This window comes from Capnocytophaga sputigena (genome assembly GCF_002302495.1).
In the GTDB taxonomy this organism is placed as follows: Bacteria; Bacteroidota; Bacteroidia; order Flavobacteriales; family Flavobacteriaceae; genus Capnocytophaga; species Capnocytophaga sputigena.
Genome location: NZ_CP022379.1, coordinates 707816 through 724358, shown reverse-complemented (window position 1 = coordinate 724358; position 16543 = coordinate 707816). Strand labels below are relative to the sequence as shown.

Sequence of the window (16543 nt, the reverse complement as noted above, 5' to 3'; positions counted from 1 at the left end):
TAAAAATAATTCTTCTCTTTTATTGGTCTTTTACAATTACGAGTTGCGCTTTTGATCCTGTTGCTAAATCCCAACGGTTGCGTATAATGGTATTGCCTTTGTCATCCAACACCATAAACTCGGCTGTATTAGGACCCGATTCGCCTTGGTTGAGCGCTAAAAACTCTACTTTGTTGAAGCCAGGTTTTAATTCTACTTTAAAACCTCTGAACTCTCCAAGGAGAAAAATGTCGCGAACTTCTTCTACTCCATTCACATATAAACTCACTCGATCGCCATCAATAGCAGCGAAGTCGCGACAATATACATTTACAAACTTTCCATTATTAGTGAAGTCACCAAAAAACTGGTCGCCTTTAGGTGCTTCGTAATCTTCTCGCTTATGGTCGTTCAGTACCTCATAATTAGGTTTGAACTCTACTTTACGCTGTACTAAATTGCTTTTTCCTGTAAAATCAATGCTTTTTTCGGGCACCTTCATCCAAGGGTTGTTTTCTTTTTTAGGAGCTACCCGCAGATTGATAGGGCTACCCTTGTACTCCAGCTCAGGTGATTTTTCTAAAGGAATGACAACCTTCTCATCTTTTTTCCGTGTTTCAAACGGTTGAGCCTGAGCAGCTAAGCATCCTAATAAAAGTAATATGTACAAGCATAAATATTTCATAATGTTTGAGCATTTACTTTTTTATAGCTATAATTATGCCAAATTTGCTATTTTGGTAATTGTTTCATACCTTTGCGCTTCATTATTAAGTATTCTTTTATGAAAAACATTACATTATTTGTAGCGCTATCTTCCTTTTTTATAGGAACTGCACAGGACGACCTTATCAAATCGGTAGCTGGTAACCACTCAGAAAACGCTGGTTTTAAGTTTACTACCGTTATCAACCTCGAACGCACCGACGTGAAAGACCAAGGTAGCAGCGGCACTTGCTGGAGCTATGCAGGGGCTTCGTTTATTGAAAGTGAAATGAAGCGTATGGGCAAAAAGCCTATTGACCTTGCTGAAATCTTCACTGCTCGCAATTGCTATATCGAAAAAGCTAAACAATACGTGCGTATGCACGGAAATTTAGATTATGGACAAGGAGGAGAGCTCCACGATGTAATTAATATGTACGCCAAATATGGTGCTGTACCTCAAAATGTTTATACAGGTTTGCACTATGGTACTACCCGCAATGATTTTGGTGAACTACACGCTATCTTGAAAGGATTTCTTGAAGGAATGCTAAAGAACGGAGAGAAAAAGAATAAACTCACTCCTAATTGGTTACCTGCTTTCACCGCGACCATCGATGCTTATTTAGGTGCAGTGCCCGAAAGTTTTATGTATGAAGGCAAAAAATATACTCCTCAGAGTTTTGCTAAAGAGCGCGTAGGTATCAATCCTGCCGACTATATAGAAATGGTATCGTATGCCGACCAACCTAAATACCAAAATGTATTTATGGCAGTACCCGATAACTGGAGCTTTGATTACGCTTACAATATCGCAATGACCGACCTTACAAAAACCATTGACAACGCTCTTAAAAAAGGTTATACTGTAGCGTGGGCAGCCGATGTGAGTGAGCGTTATTTCAGTTGGAAAAACGGAGTGGCTTTTGTGCCTGAAAAAGAAGTGAGTGAGATGAGTAACGAGGAAGCCTTGTATCTTTTTTCTAATCCTCCTACTGCCGAGAGAACCATCACCCCCGAGATGCGTCAGCGTGATTTTGACAACTATCAAACTACCGATGACCACGCAATGCACATTGTAGGGCTTGCTAAAGACCAAAACGGACGTGAGTACTACATCGTGAAAAACTCTTGGGGCTTGCGCAACGATTATGAAGGCTACTTGTATGTAACTAAAGCCTTTGTAGAGTTCAAAACAACTGCCATTATGCTTCACAAAGGCGGAGTGCCTAACGATATCCTCAAAGGGTGGAAAAAATAGTATTAGTAATACGAAATTGCTAATTTTCTTTCATAGGAAATAAATACAAAACAAATCCCCGCAAGATTTACTATAAGTCTTGCGGGGATTTTTTTCTCTACACGGTATTACTACAATACAGCAATACAAGAAATTTCTACTTCTACGGCTTTAGGCAATTGAGCTACTTGCACAGTTTCGCGTGCGGGTGCTGTTGCCTCGTTGAAATAGCGTGCATATACGCTATTTACTTGCGCAAATTGCCCCATATCGGCTAAGAAAATAGTGGTTTTTACTACATTCTCAAAAGTAGCTCCTGCTTCGGTGAGAATGGCTTTGAGGTTTTCCATCACTTGCTCGGTAGCAGCTTCTATGCCTTTTACTACTTCACCTGTTGTAGGATTTACAGGAATTTGTCCTGATACGTAGAGCGTGTTGCCAGCTTTTACCGCTTGTGTGTAAGGGCCTATTGGTGCTGGCGCTTTTTCTGTAAAAATGATATGTTTCATATAGCTATTAGTTATTAGTCGTTATTTTGGTAAAGTTTGCTTTTAGAGTTCCTATGTTACCTACTTTGTCTTTCGCATTTACGATGAGCTCGTATTTATCAGTTTTAGTAGTATCAATATCACTAAAATGGAAAGTAAGGCATTTGTTTTTGGGTTCGTATTCAAAAAGTATCCACTCACCATTAAGGGTTGCTGAACAAGAAGAAAAACCACTTAAATTATCGCTTACTAAAATTTTGAGAGTATCGGCTTTTACGATACCACCATTTTTGAAATTCACGGCTTTGAGAGTAGGAGCAGTTACATCTTTGCGCAAGGTAAAAGTACCAAAGTTGCGCGCACGTGCTGTAAATACACCATCTTTATAAACTGTAGGTTCATAGCTGCCGCCACGTGATAGGAACATCTTGCTAGCTTCTTCGGGCGTATAACTATCGTCTTTTATTGTTATAGTAAAGTATTTCTGAGCAGGAATACGGTGATCACCTACGGTAATAGAATCCTTTTTGCTGGTGATGAGCATTTGTAAATCTTCATAAAGAGTATTTTCAGGTAGATAGACACTGCCGTGTTCTAACTCATAGTAGTTGTCGCGAATTGCTACCACTTGTTTGTTACCTTTAGGCTCAGGGCGCGGCGTTTTTAATATTTCTCGTTTACCTTCTATAGGAATATTTATTGTAGTGGAATTTCCTTTGAAATCTTCAGCTATAATAGTAGCAGTATATTGTTTACCTTCTTCTATAGTAAGATAGCCAAAATTGCTTTTGGTAGGAGGGGTAGGGTAGACGTCCAAACGGTTGTTAGGCAGTTTGTAAAGGCGTTGTACCATACCTCTTTTTTGAGTGTACATTTCATAATCTATCAAGGCGTTGAGGTAGCGAGTGTCGTTGAAATTTACCTTGTCTAAAACAGTTTGGAACTGCACCTCTCCATTGAGCAGAAGGGTTACTTTGTAGATGCCATTCCGGTGCATTGTCTCATTTTGGCGGTCAAAACCTTGAATGCCAAATCCAATAGTACCAATAGCACTGATATTATCGGTGAGGTAGGTGCGGTCGGCTTGTAAAGTTTTGTTAATTTGTCGGGGGAGTTGAGTGCTTTCTATTTGAGCATCTTTGCCGAGTGAATAACCATAGAGGTTTATAATTTCGGGAGGAGTAGTATCTTCAATGAGGTCTTTAAAACCAAAAAGCAGTGGATTCCAGCCATTGTCGCTGGTATCGCGCACCTCAAAGTGTAAGTGAGGTCCTTGGCTACCCCCCGTGTTACCGCTGAGGGCTACCCATTGGCCTTGTGCTACGGGAAATTGTTTTTCATTGAGGATAATATCGATGTCGTAAGTTTGTTGTGCGTATTGTTTTTGTTTTACAAAAGCCTCTATTTCGGGAGCGTATTTTTGCAAGTGTCCATAAGTAGTTACATAGCCACTAGGGTGAGTGATATACAGCATTTTACCATAACCATACGGACTTACTTTGATACGAGAAATGTAGCCTTTATCGGCAGCTAATACTTGCAATCCTTCGCGACTTTCAGTTTTTAGGTCGATACCGCCATGGAAGTGATTAGGGCGCAATTCGGCAAAAGTACCTGCGAGTAAAGGTTTGGTATTCAGAGGAATGATGGGTTTAAATTCTTGACCTTTTAAGGTAAGAGGTAAGGAGTAAGAAATAAGAGATAAGAGGATAGTTAAGTGATAAGTGATAAGTTTTTTCATTCTTTGCTAATAAAAGTTTTGCATATAAAACGGCGCAAAAGTAAGAATAATTTGTCAATTTGTAAAATCTACAAAAAAACTTTGTTGAAATCTCTAAATTTCAACAAAGTTTAATAGTTATTATTTAACAACTAATACCTATAAGGTACTAACTTTTAAATCTTTTAAATCTAAGGAAGCTCCTATTTCTAAGAGGTGAAGGCGACGATGGTCGTCTTTGAATTTGCGTTTAGCAGCATCTTTATCAATTTTGATTACAGGAAAGGTATCGTAATGTACGCCCAGCACGTTGTTTACCTCTACAAAACGAGCAGCTGTAAGGGCATCGCGCACTCCCATAGTATAGTTGTTGCCGATAGGGAAAATAGCTAAATTCACTTTGTATTGGTGAGGGATAATTTTCATATCGTAATGCAAGGCGGTATCTCCTGAAATGTAGATAGTATCATCATTACAATCAATCAAGAAACCTGCAGGATTACCCCCATAAGAACCATCGGGGAAAGATGAAGAATGTTCGGCTTTAATCATCTTGATTTTCACTTTGCCATCTACAAATCGGTGAGAGCCACCGAGGTTCATAGCGTGACCAGTAAGCCCTAATTTTTCGTAGTGAGTGAGAATTTCGGGATTGGTAATCAGTTGAGCACCTGTGCGTTTAGCAATAGCTTCTACATCGGCAATATGGTCACCGTGGGCGTGAGTGATGAGGATGTAATCTGCTTTGATAGAGTTTATATCAATGTGTGAAGCCAAAGGGTTAGGGCTAATAAAAGGGTCTACAAGAAAATGAGTCCCATCAATGTCTATATTCACGCAAGCATGACCTAAATAAGTTACTTTCATAATGATTTTTTTATAAGTTATCAACAAGGCAAAGGTAGTGAATTATTTTTTAAAGTGCAAAATAATTTAATAATTGGCGAATTAGCTAATTATTCTTATCTTTGCCCCCGCAAAATAAAAAAATATCACAATGGTTTTACCTATTATAGGATACGGCGACCCTGTGCTCAGGAAAGTAGGAGAGGATATTACCCCTGATTATCCTGAGCTTAAAGTGCTTATCGCCAATATGTACGACACTATGCGTCACGCTTATGGTGTAGGCTTGGCTGCCCCACAAGTAGGGCTTGCTATACGTTTGTTTGTAGTAGATGCCTCTCCGTTTGCTGAGGACGATGACTTAACGCCTGAAGAACAAGCGTTTTTGAAAACCTTTCAAAAAACTTTTATCAATGCCAAAATCACTGAAGAAACAGGTGATAAATGGAATTTCAATGAGGGGTGCCTCAGTATTCCAGGGGTGCGTGAAGATGTGAGCCGCCACAAGCAAATCACTATTGAATACCTTGATGAGGATTTTAAACCTCAAACACTCACTCTTGATGGTTTGGCAGCTCGCATTGTTCAACACGAGTATGACCATATAGAGGGCATACTATTTACTGACAAACTTTCAGCCTTTAAAAAACAGCTTATCAAAACTAAATTGAACAATATTATGAAGGGGAAAGTGAAGGTAGATTACAGAATGAAATTTTCAAATGCTAAGTAATAATAAGTAATCAATATTAAAAATATAAAAATGAATTTAACGAAAATACTTGCCATATCGGGAAAACCAGGTTTGTATCATTTAGAAACGCAAACGCGTACAGGATTTTTAGCTACTTCTTTAGCCGATGATAAACGTATTTCGGTAGGAATTCGCAACAATGTGAGTTTATTATCAGAAATTGCTATCTACACTATGGAAAAAGAAGTGCCCCTTAGTGAAGTGTTTGAAAGTATGAAAACTTTAGAAGAAGGTAAAGAAGCAAGTGTATCAGCAAAATCTGATGGAGCTACTTTAGAGTCTTATTTTTCTAAAGTACTTCCTAACTACGATCGTGACCGCGTATATGCTAGTGATATTAAAAAAGTAATACAATGGTATAATCTCCTACTCAGCAAAGGATTTTTAGAAGAAACTCCAACTGAGGAAGAAGCATAAAAAAGAGGCTGTGAGAATTAATTCTTACAGCCTCTTTTTCATTTAAACTTCATTTTTGTATGAAAGCTACTGATTACTCAGCGTTTTCAGTATTGTCAATAAGTACTTGTCCACGATAGTAAAGTTTACCTTCATGCCAGTGTGCACGGTGGTACAAGTGGTTTTCGCCCGTTGTAGGGTCTTTTGCAATTTGTGGAAGTACTGCTACATCGTGAGTTCTTCTCTTATCTCTTCTTGTTTTTGATTGTCTTCGCTTAGGATGTGCCATTGCTTAATATTTATTTATCAGTTATTAATTTTTTTAAACTTTCCCATCTTGGGTCTATAGCTTGTGGAGCTATATGGTTTTCTTTTGGGGCTAATGCTTCAAGTTTGTCTAACACCTCGGAGTGCATCGAACCATTGATTACATCAGGATGTACGCGTTTTGCTGGGATTGATAGTACAATGAGTTCATAAAGATATTGAGCTATCTCTAATTGATGTTCGCCGTGAGGGAGTATTAGTAACTCTTCGTCGTCATCGTTGTATTCTTCACCGAATTTTACTACCAAGAACAATTCACCAGTTATAGGTAAATCAAAAGGTTCATTAGAAACATCACAATTCACATTCACTGTTCCTTTGTTGTGAAAGTGCAATTCCATAAGGTTGCTCTTTTTTTCTAAATCTACAGTGATAGTTTGTTGAGTATCGTTTATTTCATCAAAATTAAAAAGCTCTAAAAACTTCTTATCAATGTTGTAAATAAACTGATGTTTTCCTTGTTTTAAGCCTGCAAAAGAAATAGTATAATCTTTTAACTTTCTCATTTTCTATAAGTTCAGTAGTTGATTGCCTATCTTTTGAGGCGCAAAGGTAAGAATTTTCAGTGAACTACCAAAAAAAAAGTAAAAAAGTTCCTAAATAAAGCCGTCAGCATCTTTGTTGGCAACCAATCTAAAACCTTCACCGTGGATGTTTAGAATTTCTACTTTCTCATCTTTTTTGAGTAATTTTCTCAGTTTAGCGATATATACGTCCATACTGCGAGAGGTAAAATAGTTGTCGTCTTTCCATATTTTAGAAAGGGCGAGTTCTCGTGACATAAAGTCATCAGTATGTAGAGCGAGGAGTCGCAAGAGTTCATTCTCTTTAGGGGAGAGTTTCATAGGCTCTTCGTCTTTGTATTTAAGGATACGCAATTTAGTATTGAGGAAGAAATTACCTATTTCAAACTCAAACTTATTGTTGTCGACCATTGTCTCAATGTTTTTGCGTTGTAACATTGAGCGTATTTTCATTAAGAGAATTTCGGAATCGAAGGGTTTGTTGAGGTAGTCGTCGCCACCAGATTTATATCCTTTGATTACATCTTCGCGCATAGTGCGAGCTGTAAGGAAAATGATAGGGATTTTTTCGTTTTTCTCACGGATTTCTCTTGCAAGGGTAAAGCCATCTTTGTAAGGCATCATTACATCGAGAATGCACATATCGAAGAGTTCTTTTTTGAAAAGCTCAAAGCCTTCCATACCATTTTTAGCTAAGGTTACATCAAAGCCACTCATTACTAAGTAGTCTTTGAGTACAGTGCCAAAGTTAGGATCATCTTCCACTAAGAGGATGCGTTTATCCTCAGAGGAAGGTTTGGCAGGGTAATAGTTTCCGTTCATATTCATTTTTTTATTTGTTTTTAGTTATTTTTTGAGTTTATTTTATAGCACTCATATTATGGGTAGCTTGATAAAAAAAGTAGATCCTTTACCTTTTTCACTCTCTACATAAATACTTCCTTGATGGTATTCTACAATGCTTTTTACATAAGCAAGCCCTAAGCCGTGTCCTTTTACGTTGTGCAGATCACCTGTATGTTCTCTATAGAATTTATCGAAAATATATTTGGCAGCTTGTTTGCTCATTCCTTGACCTTTATCCTTGATGCGGATGAGGATTCTATTTTTAATATTTTCAGTATAAATGTCTATGATAGGAGCTTCAGGTGAATACTTGATGGCGTTTTCAATTATATTTATAAATACATTAGTAAGATGCGATTCATTAGCTGATATATCACTGTTGTCTGCCAAAAAGTGAGTGTGTATCACTCCACCTCGTTCGTTGAGCATCACTTGTACGTGGGTGATAGCATTTGTGATGAGGTCGTGTACATCTAAAGGTTCACGTTCTAATTGCAAATTACCTTTTTCAAGGCGTGATATTTGCAAGATATTTTCAACTTGGGTGAGCATTCGTTTGTTCTCTTGTTTAAGGATTTTCACGTAATGCATTACCTTGTCGGGGTTGTTTAGTGCAATAGGGCTCTTGAGAGTATCGAGTACTAAGTTCATTGTAGCGATAGGAGTTTTGAACTCGTGAGTCATATTGTTGATAAAATCTGTTTTTATTTCAGAAATACGGCGCTGGGTAACTAATTGGTTTAAAGTAATAATAAATACCGCAATAATGATAAGCATAAAAACAGTAGAAAGACTTGCTATCTCTATAATTGATGACAATACAAAACGCTCTCGTTGAGGGAATATTACAGCTAATTCATAAAAAGAATCGTCGTTACTATTAGCTCCGAAAAGTGGGGCTCTGTATTCTTTGGTTTCATTGGGTTCAAAGTACTTAGAATGTACTTTTGAAAGTACGTTTTTATTGTATATAGCAAACTCAAAATGTAATTTGAGATCACTTTTATCTAATTTTTTTTCAATAAGTTTTTGAATCTGAGGGAGCGATACTCGCTCGCTTATAGATTGTTGGCGAATAATACTCTTAAACGATTCTTCAATCATCAAGCGCTCTATTTCAGGCAATTCACTTAGTTTTTCATAAGCTTTTACTAAATATGAATTGGCGTCTAATTCTTCGGTGTTTAAAATACCTCCTAAATCATTATTAGATGAATAAGTAGATGTTATGGGTAGTTCATAATCTTCATCTAAAACCCCGTGATTGTAAGCAAAAGTTTCTCTATTATCTTTGTTGTTTTGTATAAAAATAAAGTCGTGCAAAAGAGGATCTCTAAGTTTGAGAGTGCTGTCATTTTCTCTTAAAAAAATGATTTGAGCTACATATTTATCTACTTCATCTTGCTCAATTTTCTTTACTACATTGTTGAGAACCTGCTGAATAGAGTAAGTGAAAGCCTCTTCTTTATCATCAATAGCCATCTTAATCCAATATCCTTGAATGAAGATGATTCCTACAAGTGATAAACTTGTGAGGACTAAAGCTACTATGTATAAACGTCTATTCATCGCGCAAAGTTAATACAAAATATTAAAAAAACAATAATAAGTCTTAAAAAAACTTTTATCATTAAAATAAAAAGTTTCGAAATTCTAAGTAAATAAAAGGTGAAACCTTTAAAATCTATAAAAAAATCCTTAAAGTATAATGTTACTTTAAGGAATTTTTTGTTAACTGCATATTGTTTGTTTAGTCGAAAAGTGTTCCCTGTTTTGCAGGATGTACTTTTCCTAAGTGTTTGTAAGCCAACTCAGTTACTTCACGTCCGCGAGGGGTGCGTACAATGAAACCTTCTTGAATGAGGAAGGGTTCATATACCTCTTCAATAGTTTCAGCACTTTCGGATACAGCGGTTGCCAAAGTGGTGATTCCCACGGGACCTCCTTTAAATTTATCGATGAGGGTGGAGAGGATTTTGTTGTCCATCTCGTCTAATCCGTGTGCATCTACATTTAAGGCTTTGAGTCCAAATCGGGTAATAGCAATGTCTATTTGACCATTACCTTTTATCTGAGCAAAGTCGCGAATGCGACGCAAAAGGGCATTGGCAATACGTGGAGTACCTCTACTTCTACTTGCTAATTCTATAGCAGCTTCCATAGAAATCGGGACTTTGAGGATGGAAGCACTACGCTGAACGATATCAGCTAAAAGTTCAGTAGAATAATATTGCAATCGACTTTGAATACCAAAACGCGCACGCATAGGAGCTGTAAGTAGCCCTGAACGGGTAGTTGCTCCTATAAGTGTAAAGGGATTGAGGTTGATTTGTACAGTACGGGCATTGGGTCCTGACTCTATCATTATATCAATCTTGTAGTCCTCCATAGCTGAGTAGAGATACTCTTCGACTACGGGACTCAAGCGGTGTATCTCGTCGATAAAAAGTACATCACGCTCTTGCAAATTAGTGAGTAATCCAGCTAAATCACCAGGTTTATCGAGTACAGGACCTGAAGTGATTTTGATACCTACGCCCAATTCGTTAGCTAAAATATGAGCGAGGGTAGTTTTTCCGAGCCCTGGAGGTCCGTGAAAAAGAGTATGATCAAGCGCTTCGTGGCGCATATTAGCAGCTTTTACGAATACTTTTAGATTTTCTAAAACTGCTTCTTGCCCCGCAAAATCATCAAACGACAAAGGGCGCAAGGCTCTTTCTATATCAAGTTCTTGCGCCGAATAATTTTCTTTATTTGGATCTAAGTTTTTATTCAAGCCTTTAAGATTTAGAAGATAGCATCACTTCATATTGCGAAGATTGATTACTTCTTGCTGAGTGAGACGACGCCAATGACCACGAGGTAAATCTTTTTTAGTGAGCCCAGCAAAAACTACACGATCGAGTTTTTCTACTTGATAGCCTAAGTGTTCAAAAATACGGCGTACAATACGATTGCGACCGCTATGGATTTTAATACCTATTTCATTTTTAGGTTTATCGTTTACATAGCTGATTTCATCTACTTCAATAAGGCCATCTTCTAACTCTAATCCGTCTTGTACTTTCATAAAGTCCTTGTAGTCGAGTTTGCGGTCGAGGATTACGTGGTATATTTTGCGCACACCGTGAGTGGGGTGGGTGAGTTTTTTGGTAAGTTCACCATCATTGGTGAGCAATAACAAACCTGTAGTAGCTCTGTCTAAACGACCTACAGGCAAGATACGTGCATTGGTAGCATTTGCCACCAAATCCATCACAGTTTTGCGTCCTTTCTCATCATTGGTGGTGGTGATAAAACCTTTAGGTTTGTTGAGCAAGATGTATTCTTTCTTTTCAGAAGAAAGGAGTTTGCCATCAAAACGAACTTCATCGGTAGGTTTTACGCGGTAGCCAAGGGTTGTCATCACTTCACCATTCACAGTTACATTACCTGATGAAATATACATATCGGCATTACGGCGAGAGCATATACCAGCATCAGCAATATATTTGTTCAAACGTACTTCAGCTGGAGTAACAGTAGGATAGTCTATAGGAGCGTTGTTTTGAGGCTTGTAGGTATTGTTATAAGGTTTCTTGTTGAAAGGTTTTTTATAATTATCGTTTTGCTTATAACCTTCATTGCGGTTATAACTTTCGTTACGATTGTAGCCTTCGTTACGGTTATAGTTGTTAGGTTTACTATATCCCTCATTCTTTTTGAAATTAGGATTATATGATTTTCTGTTTTCTGAGTTATAACCATTGTTACTATTGTTGTAACGATTGCCACCGTTATTTTCATAACGATTGCCACCATTATTTTCATAACGATTACCGCTATTGTTATCATAGCGGTTGCTGTTGTCATAGCGGTTTCCGCTGTTGTTGTAACTGCGTCCTTCGTTCTGTCCGTAAGTTTTCTTTTTGAATGAACTATTGCTGTTGTTGCGATTGTTACCGCTGTTGTAAGAAGAATTGTAAGGCTTTTTCTCTGAATTCCCATTAGAGGAATAGCTATTCTTCTTGTAGTTGTTGTTAAATTTTTTGTTTTCCATATAAAATTAAATCTCTCTATTAAGGGCGAATTGTTATTCGCCTCTACAAATTTTAGGCTAAGGCTTCAGAACCTCCTACAATTTCGATAATTTCACCAGTAATAGTAGCCTGACGGGCTTTGTTGTAGGTGAGAATAAGCTCGTTTTTAAGGTCTTGAGCATTGTCGGTAGCCTTGTGCATAGCTGTCATACGAGCACCGTGCTCAGCAGCTACTGAGTCGCGTAATGCTTTAAAAATTTCTGTTTTTAGCGAACGTGGGATGAGTTCTTCTACAATTTCTTGCTTAGAAGGCTCATAAATATAATCTGTGTTTAGTTCTTTAGCTTTTGATTTAGTAGCTATAGGTTGAATAGGCAAGAAAGTTTCTTCTGTAAGGATTTGAGTAGCTGCATTCTTAAAGCTGTTGTACACCAATACAATCTGGTCGTATTTACCTGAAGTGTATAATTCCATCAGTTCTTCAGCCAAAGTAGCAGCTGTAGCGAAGGTGAGTTTATCGAAAATATCGCTGTTATGAGCTATAATATTGTCATATTTTCTTAGCACATCATTACCCTTTTTCCCTATGGTATAGAGTTGTACGAGCTTACCTTTATAGGTAGTTTGTTGTAATTCTAAAGTCTTTTTTATCACACTGGCATTGAATGCCCCACAGAGTCCTCTGTTGGAAGTGATGGGTACTAAAAGTACTTTTTTTACCTCTCCTTTGCGTGGGTTATAAACGTTCTCATCACCCAAAGCAGCGCTAAGGTGTTCTAACAACTGCTTGAGTTTATAAGCATAAGGTTTCATCGCCACAATGGCATCTTGAGCCTTTTTTAATTTGGCTGCTGACACCATTTTCATCGCTGCTGTGATTTGCATCGTTGAACTTACTGATGAAATTCTGCTACGTATTTCTTTTAAATTTGCCATTTTATTAGGTAAGAGATAAGAGGTAAGAGGTGAACTCTATATACCATATTTACCACTAATCATTAACTATTTGTTATTTAATTGTGCTTGAAATTCAAGTGTGAGTGCATAGCTCTCTTCTATAGGAACTAACTTTCGGCTGCTGTTTTCAAGGTCTTTACCTTCTTTTGTCCAAAGTGGAGGAAAGAACGAAAAGACTTTGTCGGCATTGGCTTGCGCTACTTCTTCTTTACAACCATTCCAATAAGAACCTTCATAGAACATTTGTAGGTCGCCTGCAAAAGCCCAATTAAGGAAATCGGAATAGGTGCAATCCATATCTTCCCACTGCAATGTATCGGGGGCTAAATAGAATATTTTGCCTATACTTTCTTCACTGAGCCCACCTCCATTGATAGCGAAATACCCTCCGAGCACATCGTCGGCAATGAGGAGGAAACGAGGTTGTTCACCATAATTATCAAACGATTTACCTTTGTTCCATTCCATTATACCTCTTTGCAATCTTTCACAGCCAGAACCCAAAATACGTATCCAACCACCATCAATGAGAATACCACCTGTTTCGTAGATGATTGCGCCCATAGGAGAACGGGTAGTTATCTGCGCTCTTACCAATTCTTCCTCAGCACGTTTGATATTGCGAGGGAGTATTTCATAAGGATTGGTAGCCTGTTGCAACCATTCTTGCACTAAGTCCCAGCCAGGCTCTTCGGTATTAATGAGCTCTTTTAAGGTTTTCATTTAATTATTTTGCGTATTTTTCGCTCAAATCTTTAGCTACTTTTTCGAGAGTAGCTGTAATCTCATCAGTAAGTTTTCCTGCTTTGAGCTGGTCTAAAATATCACGATGAGATACATTCAGGAACTCTAAATATTCTTTTTCGAACTCTTTTACTTTATTTACAGGAACTTGACGCAACAAGTTCTTAGATCCTGCATAGATAATTGCAATTTGACTTTCTACAGGGTAAGGGTCGTTTTGTGGTTGTTTTAAGATTTCCACATTGCGTTTTCCTTTTTCGATAACCCCCATAGTAGCTGCATCGAGGTCAGATCCAAATTTGGCAAAAGCTTCAAGTTCACGGTATTGCGCTTGGTCTAATTTGAGCGTACCTGCTACCTTTTTCATTGATTTAATCTGAGCTGAACCGCCCACACGAGATACTGAAATACCTACGTTGATAGCAGGGCGTACCCCAGAGTTGAATAAGTCAGATTCCAAGAATATCTGTCCGTCGGTAATAGAAATTACGTTAGTAGGGATATAAGCTGATACGTCACCCGCTTGTGTTTCAATAATAGGTAAGGCAGTGAGTGATCCCCCACCTTTTACGAGTGGAGCAATACTTTCGGGTAAGTCATTCATCTGGCGTGCAATAGTATCATCACCTATTACTTTGGCAGCGCGTTCTAGCAAACGAGAGTGCAAATAGAATACGTCACCAGGGTAAGCCTCACGTCCAGGTGGGCGGCGCAATAAGAGTGATACCTCACGGTAGGCTACCGCTTGTTTAGAGAGGTCATCATAGATGATAAGAGCTGGGCGACCTGTATCGCGGAAGTATTCGCCAATAGCTGCACCTGCAAAAGGAGCATATACCTGCATAGGGGCAGGATCGGAGGCATTAGCCGCTACAATAGTAGTATAAGCTAAAGCACCAGCATCTTCTAAGGTTTTAGTAATACCTGCTACAGTTGAGGCTTTTTGACCAATGGCTACATAGATACAATACACAGGATTGCCTGCATCGTAGAACTCTTTCTGGTTGAGGATGGTATCGATACACACGGTAGTTTTCCCTGTTTGACGGTCGCCGATAACCAACTCACGTTGCCCACGACCGATAGGAATCATTGCATCAATTGCTTTGATACCTGTTTGTAGAGGTTCGTTTACTGGCTGACGGAAAATAACCCCAGGGGCTTTGCGTTCCAAGGGCATTTCGTATAGTTTGCCAGTAATGGGACCTTTACCATCAATAGGTTGCCCTAAGGTGTTTACTACACGACCTACGATGCCTTCGCCTACATTGATAGAGGCGATGAGCCCCGTACGTTTTACAGTATCCCCTTCTTTAATATCGGTTGACGGTCCTAAGAGGGTAATCCCTACGTTGTCTTCTTCGAGGTTGAGGACAATCCCTTGTAGTCCGTTGTCAAATTTCACTAATTCACCATATTGCGCATTTGATAGTCCGAAGATACGCGCAATACCGTCTCCCACTTGTAATACCGTTCCTACCTCTTCTAAAGAAGCATTGGCATCGAAGTGCGCTAATTGTTCTTTTAAAATTGCTGAAATTTCAGCGGCTTTTATTTCTGCCATTTTTTCAGGTTTTATTTCTTAGTCGTTAGTTTTTTATTGTTGTAAATATCAAACTTGAAAATGTCTTCTTTTATCTACAAAAATAATTTTTCTTGGAACTCTTGTTGTAATCGGTTGAGTTTGTGAGCTACACTAGCGTTGTATTGGACATCACCTACACGGAGGATAAAGCCCCCTATAATGTTTTTATCTACCTTGTTTTCAAGAGTAACATTTTCATTCTTAGTAAGTAATTTTACCTTTTGGAGCATTTCTCGCTGGGTAGAGTCATTCAGTGGGGTAGCTGTAGTAACTACTGCTACTTTATGATTTTTATAGATGTTGTATTGTACTACAAATTTTTCAGCTACTATCCCGAGAATAGACAAGCGTCCGTTTTTAATTAGTAATTCAAATAAACGCAAGGTTTCGGGGGTTATTGTAGTAAAGATTTTGGAGAGTACATTCTTTTTTACCGTTGTTTTTACGATAGGAGAGATGAGCATACGTTCCAAATCTTTATGAGATTTTATAGTTTTGTCTATCAAGGTCATATCAGCGAAAACCGCCTCTAAGACATTTTGCTGTAGGGCGTATTCCAAGAGTGCCTTGGCATATCTGTTTGCTACTCTGAATCCGTACATAACCTATTTAGTTTAGGGTAACACTTTTTAAATAATCGTTGATGAGGGCGTGTTGTTTTTTCTCGTCGGAAAGTTCGCTCATCATCACTTTTTGTGCCATTTCAATAGAAAGAGCTGCTACTTGGTCTTTAAGTTGAGCTAAAGCTACTTTTTTCTCACTTTCAATAGCTTGTTGTGCTTGCTGAATGATTTTAGCACCTTCGCGTCCTGCTTCTTCTTTGGCTTCACTTACGATTTTATCTTTAATATCTCTTGCTTCTTTTAAGATAACATCTCTTTCAGCACGTGCTTCGGCTAAAAGGCGCTCGTTATCAGCTTTGAGGTTTGCCATTTGTTTTTGCGCTTCTTCGGCAGCTTCTAAAGCCTGATTGATAGAGTTTTCACGCTGTTTTACAGCTGCCATTATAGGTTTCCAAGCAAATTTTGCTAAGAGAAAAAGCAAGATGAGAAAGATAATGGTATTCCAGAATAATAAACTTTCAGGATGTGATAAATTCATTGTATTTAATTATTAGGTGTTAGGTGTCAGGTGTTAATAAAGAACCGTTGTGCAACCAACCGTTACACAACGGTTTTTTTCAGTACTATTTGAGGAAAGCTACAACAATACCGAAGAGGGCTGCCCCTTCGATAAGAGCTGCTGCAATCAACATCATAGTTTGGATTTTAGAAGCGACTTCGGGTTGGCGTGCTACACCTTCTACGGCAGAAGCACCGATTTTACCAATACCGATTCCAGCTCCGATGGCTGCTAATCCAGCCCCAATTCCTGCTAAAGACATAGGAGTCATATTTATAAAAATTAATTAGT

General features: G+C 38.3%; 19 protein-coding genes. 3 read left to right on the top strand and 16 right to left on the bottom strand.

Translation table 11 applies throughout. From position 1 onward, the window contains the following. Positions 1–19: 19 nt before the first annotated feature. The gene (locus CGC57_RS03310) at positions 20–664 is read right to left on the bottom strand and encodes a hypothetical protein (protein ID WP_002681031.1); all 645 of its coding nucleotides are present in this window, start codon (positions 662–664) and stop codon (positions 20–22) included. A 99-nt stretch (positions 665–763) separates the two neighbouring features. Between CGC57_RS03310 and CGC57_RS03305 the strand changes: the two genes are divergently transcribed. Then, positions 764–1945, top strand: coding sequence for a C1 family peptidase (locus CGC57_RS03305; protein WP_002681020.1), 1182 nt, complete (start codon positions 764–766; stop codon positions 1943–1945). Positions 1946–2055: 110 nt separating this feature from the next. On the opposite strand, the gene CGC57_RS03300 is transcribed toward CGC57_RS03305, so the two are convergent. From CGC57_RS03300 to CGC57_RS03290, 3 genes are all read right to left on the bottom strand, one after another. Then, positions 2056–2433: a RidA family protein gene (locus CGC57_RS03300; protein ID WP_002681047.1), complete on the bottom strand. Its 378-nt coding sequence runs from the start codon at positions 2431–2433 to the stop codon at positions 2056–2058. A gap of 7 nt (positions 2434–2440) precedes the next feature. Beyond that, positions 2441–4153 carry a M23 family metallopeptidase gene (locus CGC57_RS03295; RefSeq protein WP_095897947.1) on the bottom strand — a complete coding sequence of 571 codons (1713 nt, stop codon included), beginning with the start codon at positions 4151–4153 and terminating at the stop codon, positions 2441–2443. A 138-nt stretch (positions 4154–4291) separates the two neighbouring features. Next, complete coding sequence (locus CGC57_RS03290) at positions 4292–4999, bottom strand: metal-dependent hydrolase (protein ID WP_095897946.1); 708 nt, start codon at positions 4997–4999, stop codon at positions 4292–4294. A 130-nt stretch (positions 5000–5129) separates the two neighbouring features. Between CGC57_RS03290 and def the strand changes: the two genes are divergently transcribed. Continuing rightward, the gene (gene def / locus CGC57_RS03285; RefSeq protein WP_095897945.1) at positions 5130–5711 is read left to right on the top strand and encodes a peptide deformylase; all 582 of its coding nucleotides are present in this window, start codon (positions 5130–5132) and stop codon (positions 5709–5711) included. A 30-nt stretch (positions 5712–5741) separates the two neighbouring features. Continuing rightward, positions 5742–6149: a DUF5606 family protein gene (locus tag CGC57_RS03280; RefSeq protein WP_002681042.1), complete on the top strand. Its 408-nt coding sequence runs from the start codon at positions 5742–5744 to the stop codon at positions 6147–6149. A 73-nt stretch (positions 6150–6222) separates the two neighbouring features. Here the strand turns inward: CGC57_RS03280 and rpmF are convergent, their stop codons facing one another. From rpmF to atpE, 12 genes are all read right to left on the bottom strand, one after another. Continuing rightward, a complete protein-coding gene (gene rpmF, locus CGC57_RS03275; RefSeq protein ID WP_002681079.1) occupies positions 6223–6417 on the bottom strand; it encodes a 50S ribosomal protein L32 in 195 nt (64 codons plus the stop codon). A 10-nt stretch (positions 6418–6427) separates the two neighbouring features. Next, a complete protein-coding gene (locus CGC57_RS03270; protein ID WP_095897944.1) occupies positions 6428–6961 on the bottom strand; it encodes a YceD family protein in 534 nt (177 codons plus the stop codon). A gap of 90 nt (positions 6962–7051) precedes the next feature. After that, positions 7052–7807, bottom strand: a complete 756-nt coding sequence (locus tag CGC57_RS03265) for a response regulator transcription factor (RefSeq protein ID WP_095897943.1) — start codon at positions 7805–7807, stop codon at positions 7052–7054. A 45-nt stretch (positions 7808–7852) separates the two neighbouring features. Continuing rightward, positions 7853–9394: a sensor histidine kinase gene (locus CGC57_RS03260; RefSeq protein WP_095897942.1), complete on the bottom strand. Its 1542-nt coding sequence runs from the start codon at positions 9392–9394 to the stop codon at positions 7853–7855. A gap of 181 nt (positions 9395–9575) precedes the next feature. Then, positions 9576–10601: a Holliday junction branch migration DNA helicase RuvB gene (gene ruvB / locus CGC57_RS03255; RefSeq protein ID WP_095897941.1), complete on the bottom strand. Its 1026-nt coding sequence runs from the start codon at positions 10599–10601 to the stop codon at positions 9576–9578. Positions 10602–10625: 24 nt separating this feature from the next. Continuing rightward, positions 10626–11864 carry a pseudouridine synthase gene (locus CGC57_RS03250; RefSeq protein ID WP_095897940.1) on the bottom strand — a complete coding sequence of 413 codons (1239 nt, stop codon included), beginning with the start codon at positions 11862–11864 and terminating at the stop codon, positions 10626–10628. A gap of 52 nt (positions 11865–11916) precedes the next feature. Continuing rightward, positions 11917–12780, bottom strand: a complete 864-nt coding sequence (atpG, locus tag CGC57_RS03245) for an ATP synthase F1 subunit gamma (RefSeq protein ID WP_095897939.1) — start codon at positions 12778–12780, stop codon at positions 11917–11919. A gap of 66 nt (positions 12781–12846) precedes the next feature. Next, positions 12847–13524: a DUF2625 domain-containing protein gene (locus CGC57_RS03240; RefSeq protein WP_095897938.1), complete on the bottom strand. Its 678-nt coding sequence runs from the start codon at positions 13522–13524 to the stop codon at positions 12847–12849. A 4-nt stretch (positions 13525–13528) separates the two neighbouring features. Continuing rightward, positions 13529–15109, bottom strand: coding sequence for a F0F1 ATP synthase subunit alpha (atpA, locus tag CGC57_RS03235; RefSeq protein WP_095897937.1), 1581 nt, complete (start codon positions 15107–15109; stop codon positions 13529–13531). A gap of 74 nt (positions 15110–15183) precedes the next feature. Then, a complete protein-coding gene (gene atpH, locus CGC57_RS03230) occupies positions 15184–15732 on the bottom strand; it encodes an ATP synthase F1 subunit delta (RefSeq protein ID WP_009413288.1) in 549 nt (182 codons plus the stop codon). A gap of 7 nt (positions 15733–15739) precedes the next feature. Beyond that, the gene (locus CGC57_RS03225) at positions 15740–16231 is read right to left on the bottom strand and encodes a F0F1 ATP synthase subunit B (protein ID WP_095897936.1); all 492 of its coding nucleotides are present in this window, start codon (positions 16229–16231) and stop codon (positions 15740–15742) included. A gap of 85 nt (positions 16232–16316) precedes the next feature. Next, positions 16317–16514 (bottom strand): ATP synthase F0 subunit C, encoded by a 198-nt coding sequence (atpE, locus tag CGC57_RS03220; RefSeq protein ID WP_002681043.1) that lies wholly within the window; start codon positions 16512–16514, stop codon positions 16317–16319. Positions 16515–16543: the final 29 nt, after the last annotated feature.

Excerpts from the sequence above, each read along its gene's own strand:
- CGC57_RS03310 (WP_002681031.1), bottom strand. The coding sequence starts at position 664 with ATGAAATATTTATGCTTGTACATATTACTTTTATTAGGATGCTTAGCT.
- CGC57_RS03305 (WP_002681020.1), top strand. The coding sequence starts at position 764 with ATGAAAAACATTACATTATTTGTAGCGCTATCTTCCTTTTTTATAGGA.
- CGC57_RS03300 (WP_002681047.1), bottom strand. The coding sequence starts at position 2,433 with ATGAAACATATCATTTTTACAGAAAAAGCGCCAGCACCAATAGGCCCT.
- CGC57_RS03295 (WP_095897947.1), bottom strand. The coding sequence starts at position 4,153 with ATGAAAAAACTTATCACTTATCACTTAACTATCCTCTTATCTCTTATT.
- CGC57_RS03290 (WP_095897946.1), bottom strand. The coding sequence starts at position 4,999 with ATGAAAGTAACTTATTTAGGTCATGCTTGCGTGAATATAGACATTGAT.
- def (WP_095897945.1), top strand. The coding sequence starts at position 5,130 with ATGGTTTTACCTATTATAGGATACGGCGACCCTGTGCTCAGGAAAGTA.
- CGC57_RS03280 (WP_002681042.1), top strand. The coding sequence starts at position 5,742 with ATGAATTTAACGAAAATACTTGCCATATCGGGAAAACCAGGTTTGTAT.
- rpmF (WP_002681079.1), bottom strand. The coding sequence starts at position 6,417 with ATGGCACATCCTAAGCGAAGACAATCAAAAACAAGAAGAGATAAGAGA.
- CGC57_RS03270 (WP_095897944.1), bottom strand. The coding sequence starts at position 6,961 with ATGAGAAAGTTAAAAGATTATACTATTTCTTTTGCAGGCTTAAAACAA.
- CGC57_RS03265 (WP_095897943.1), bottom strand. The coding sequence starts at position 7,807 with ATGAATATGAACGGAAACTATTACCCTGCCAAACCTTCCTCTGAGGAT.
- CGC57_RS03260 (WP_095897942.1), bottom strand. The coding sequence starts at position 9,394 with ATGAATAGACGTTTATACATAGTAGCTTTAGTCCTCACAAGTTTATCA.
- CGC57_RS03250 (WP_095897940.1), bottom strand. The coding sequence starts at position 11,864 with ATGGAAAACAAAAAATTTAACAACAACTACAAGAAGAATAGCTATTCC.
- atpG (WP_095897939.1), bottom strand. The coding sequence starts at position 12,780 with ATGGCAAATTTAAAAGAAATACGTAGCAGAATTTCATCAGTAAGTTCA.
- CGC57_RS03240 (WP_095897938.1), bottom strand. The coding sequence starts at position 13,524 with ATGAAAACCTTAAAAGAGCTCATTAATACCGAAGAGCCTGGCTGGGAC.
- atpA (WP_095897937.1), bottom strand. The coding sequence starts at position 15,109 with ATGGCAGAAATAAAAGCCGCTGAAATTTCAGCAATTTTAAAAGAACAA.
- atpH (WP_009413288.1), bottom strand. The coding sequence starts at position 15,732 with ATGTACGGATTCAGAGTAGCAAACAGATATGCCAAGGCACTCTTGGAA.
- CGC57_RS03225 (WP_095897936.1), bottom strand. The coding sequence starts at position 16,231 with ATGAATTTATCACATCCTGAAAGTTTATTATTCTGGAATACCATTATC.
- atpE (WP_002681043.1), bottom strand. The coding sequence starts at position 16,514 with ATGTCTTTAGCAGGAATTGGGGCTGGATTAGCAGCCATCGGAGCTGGA.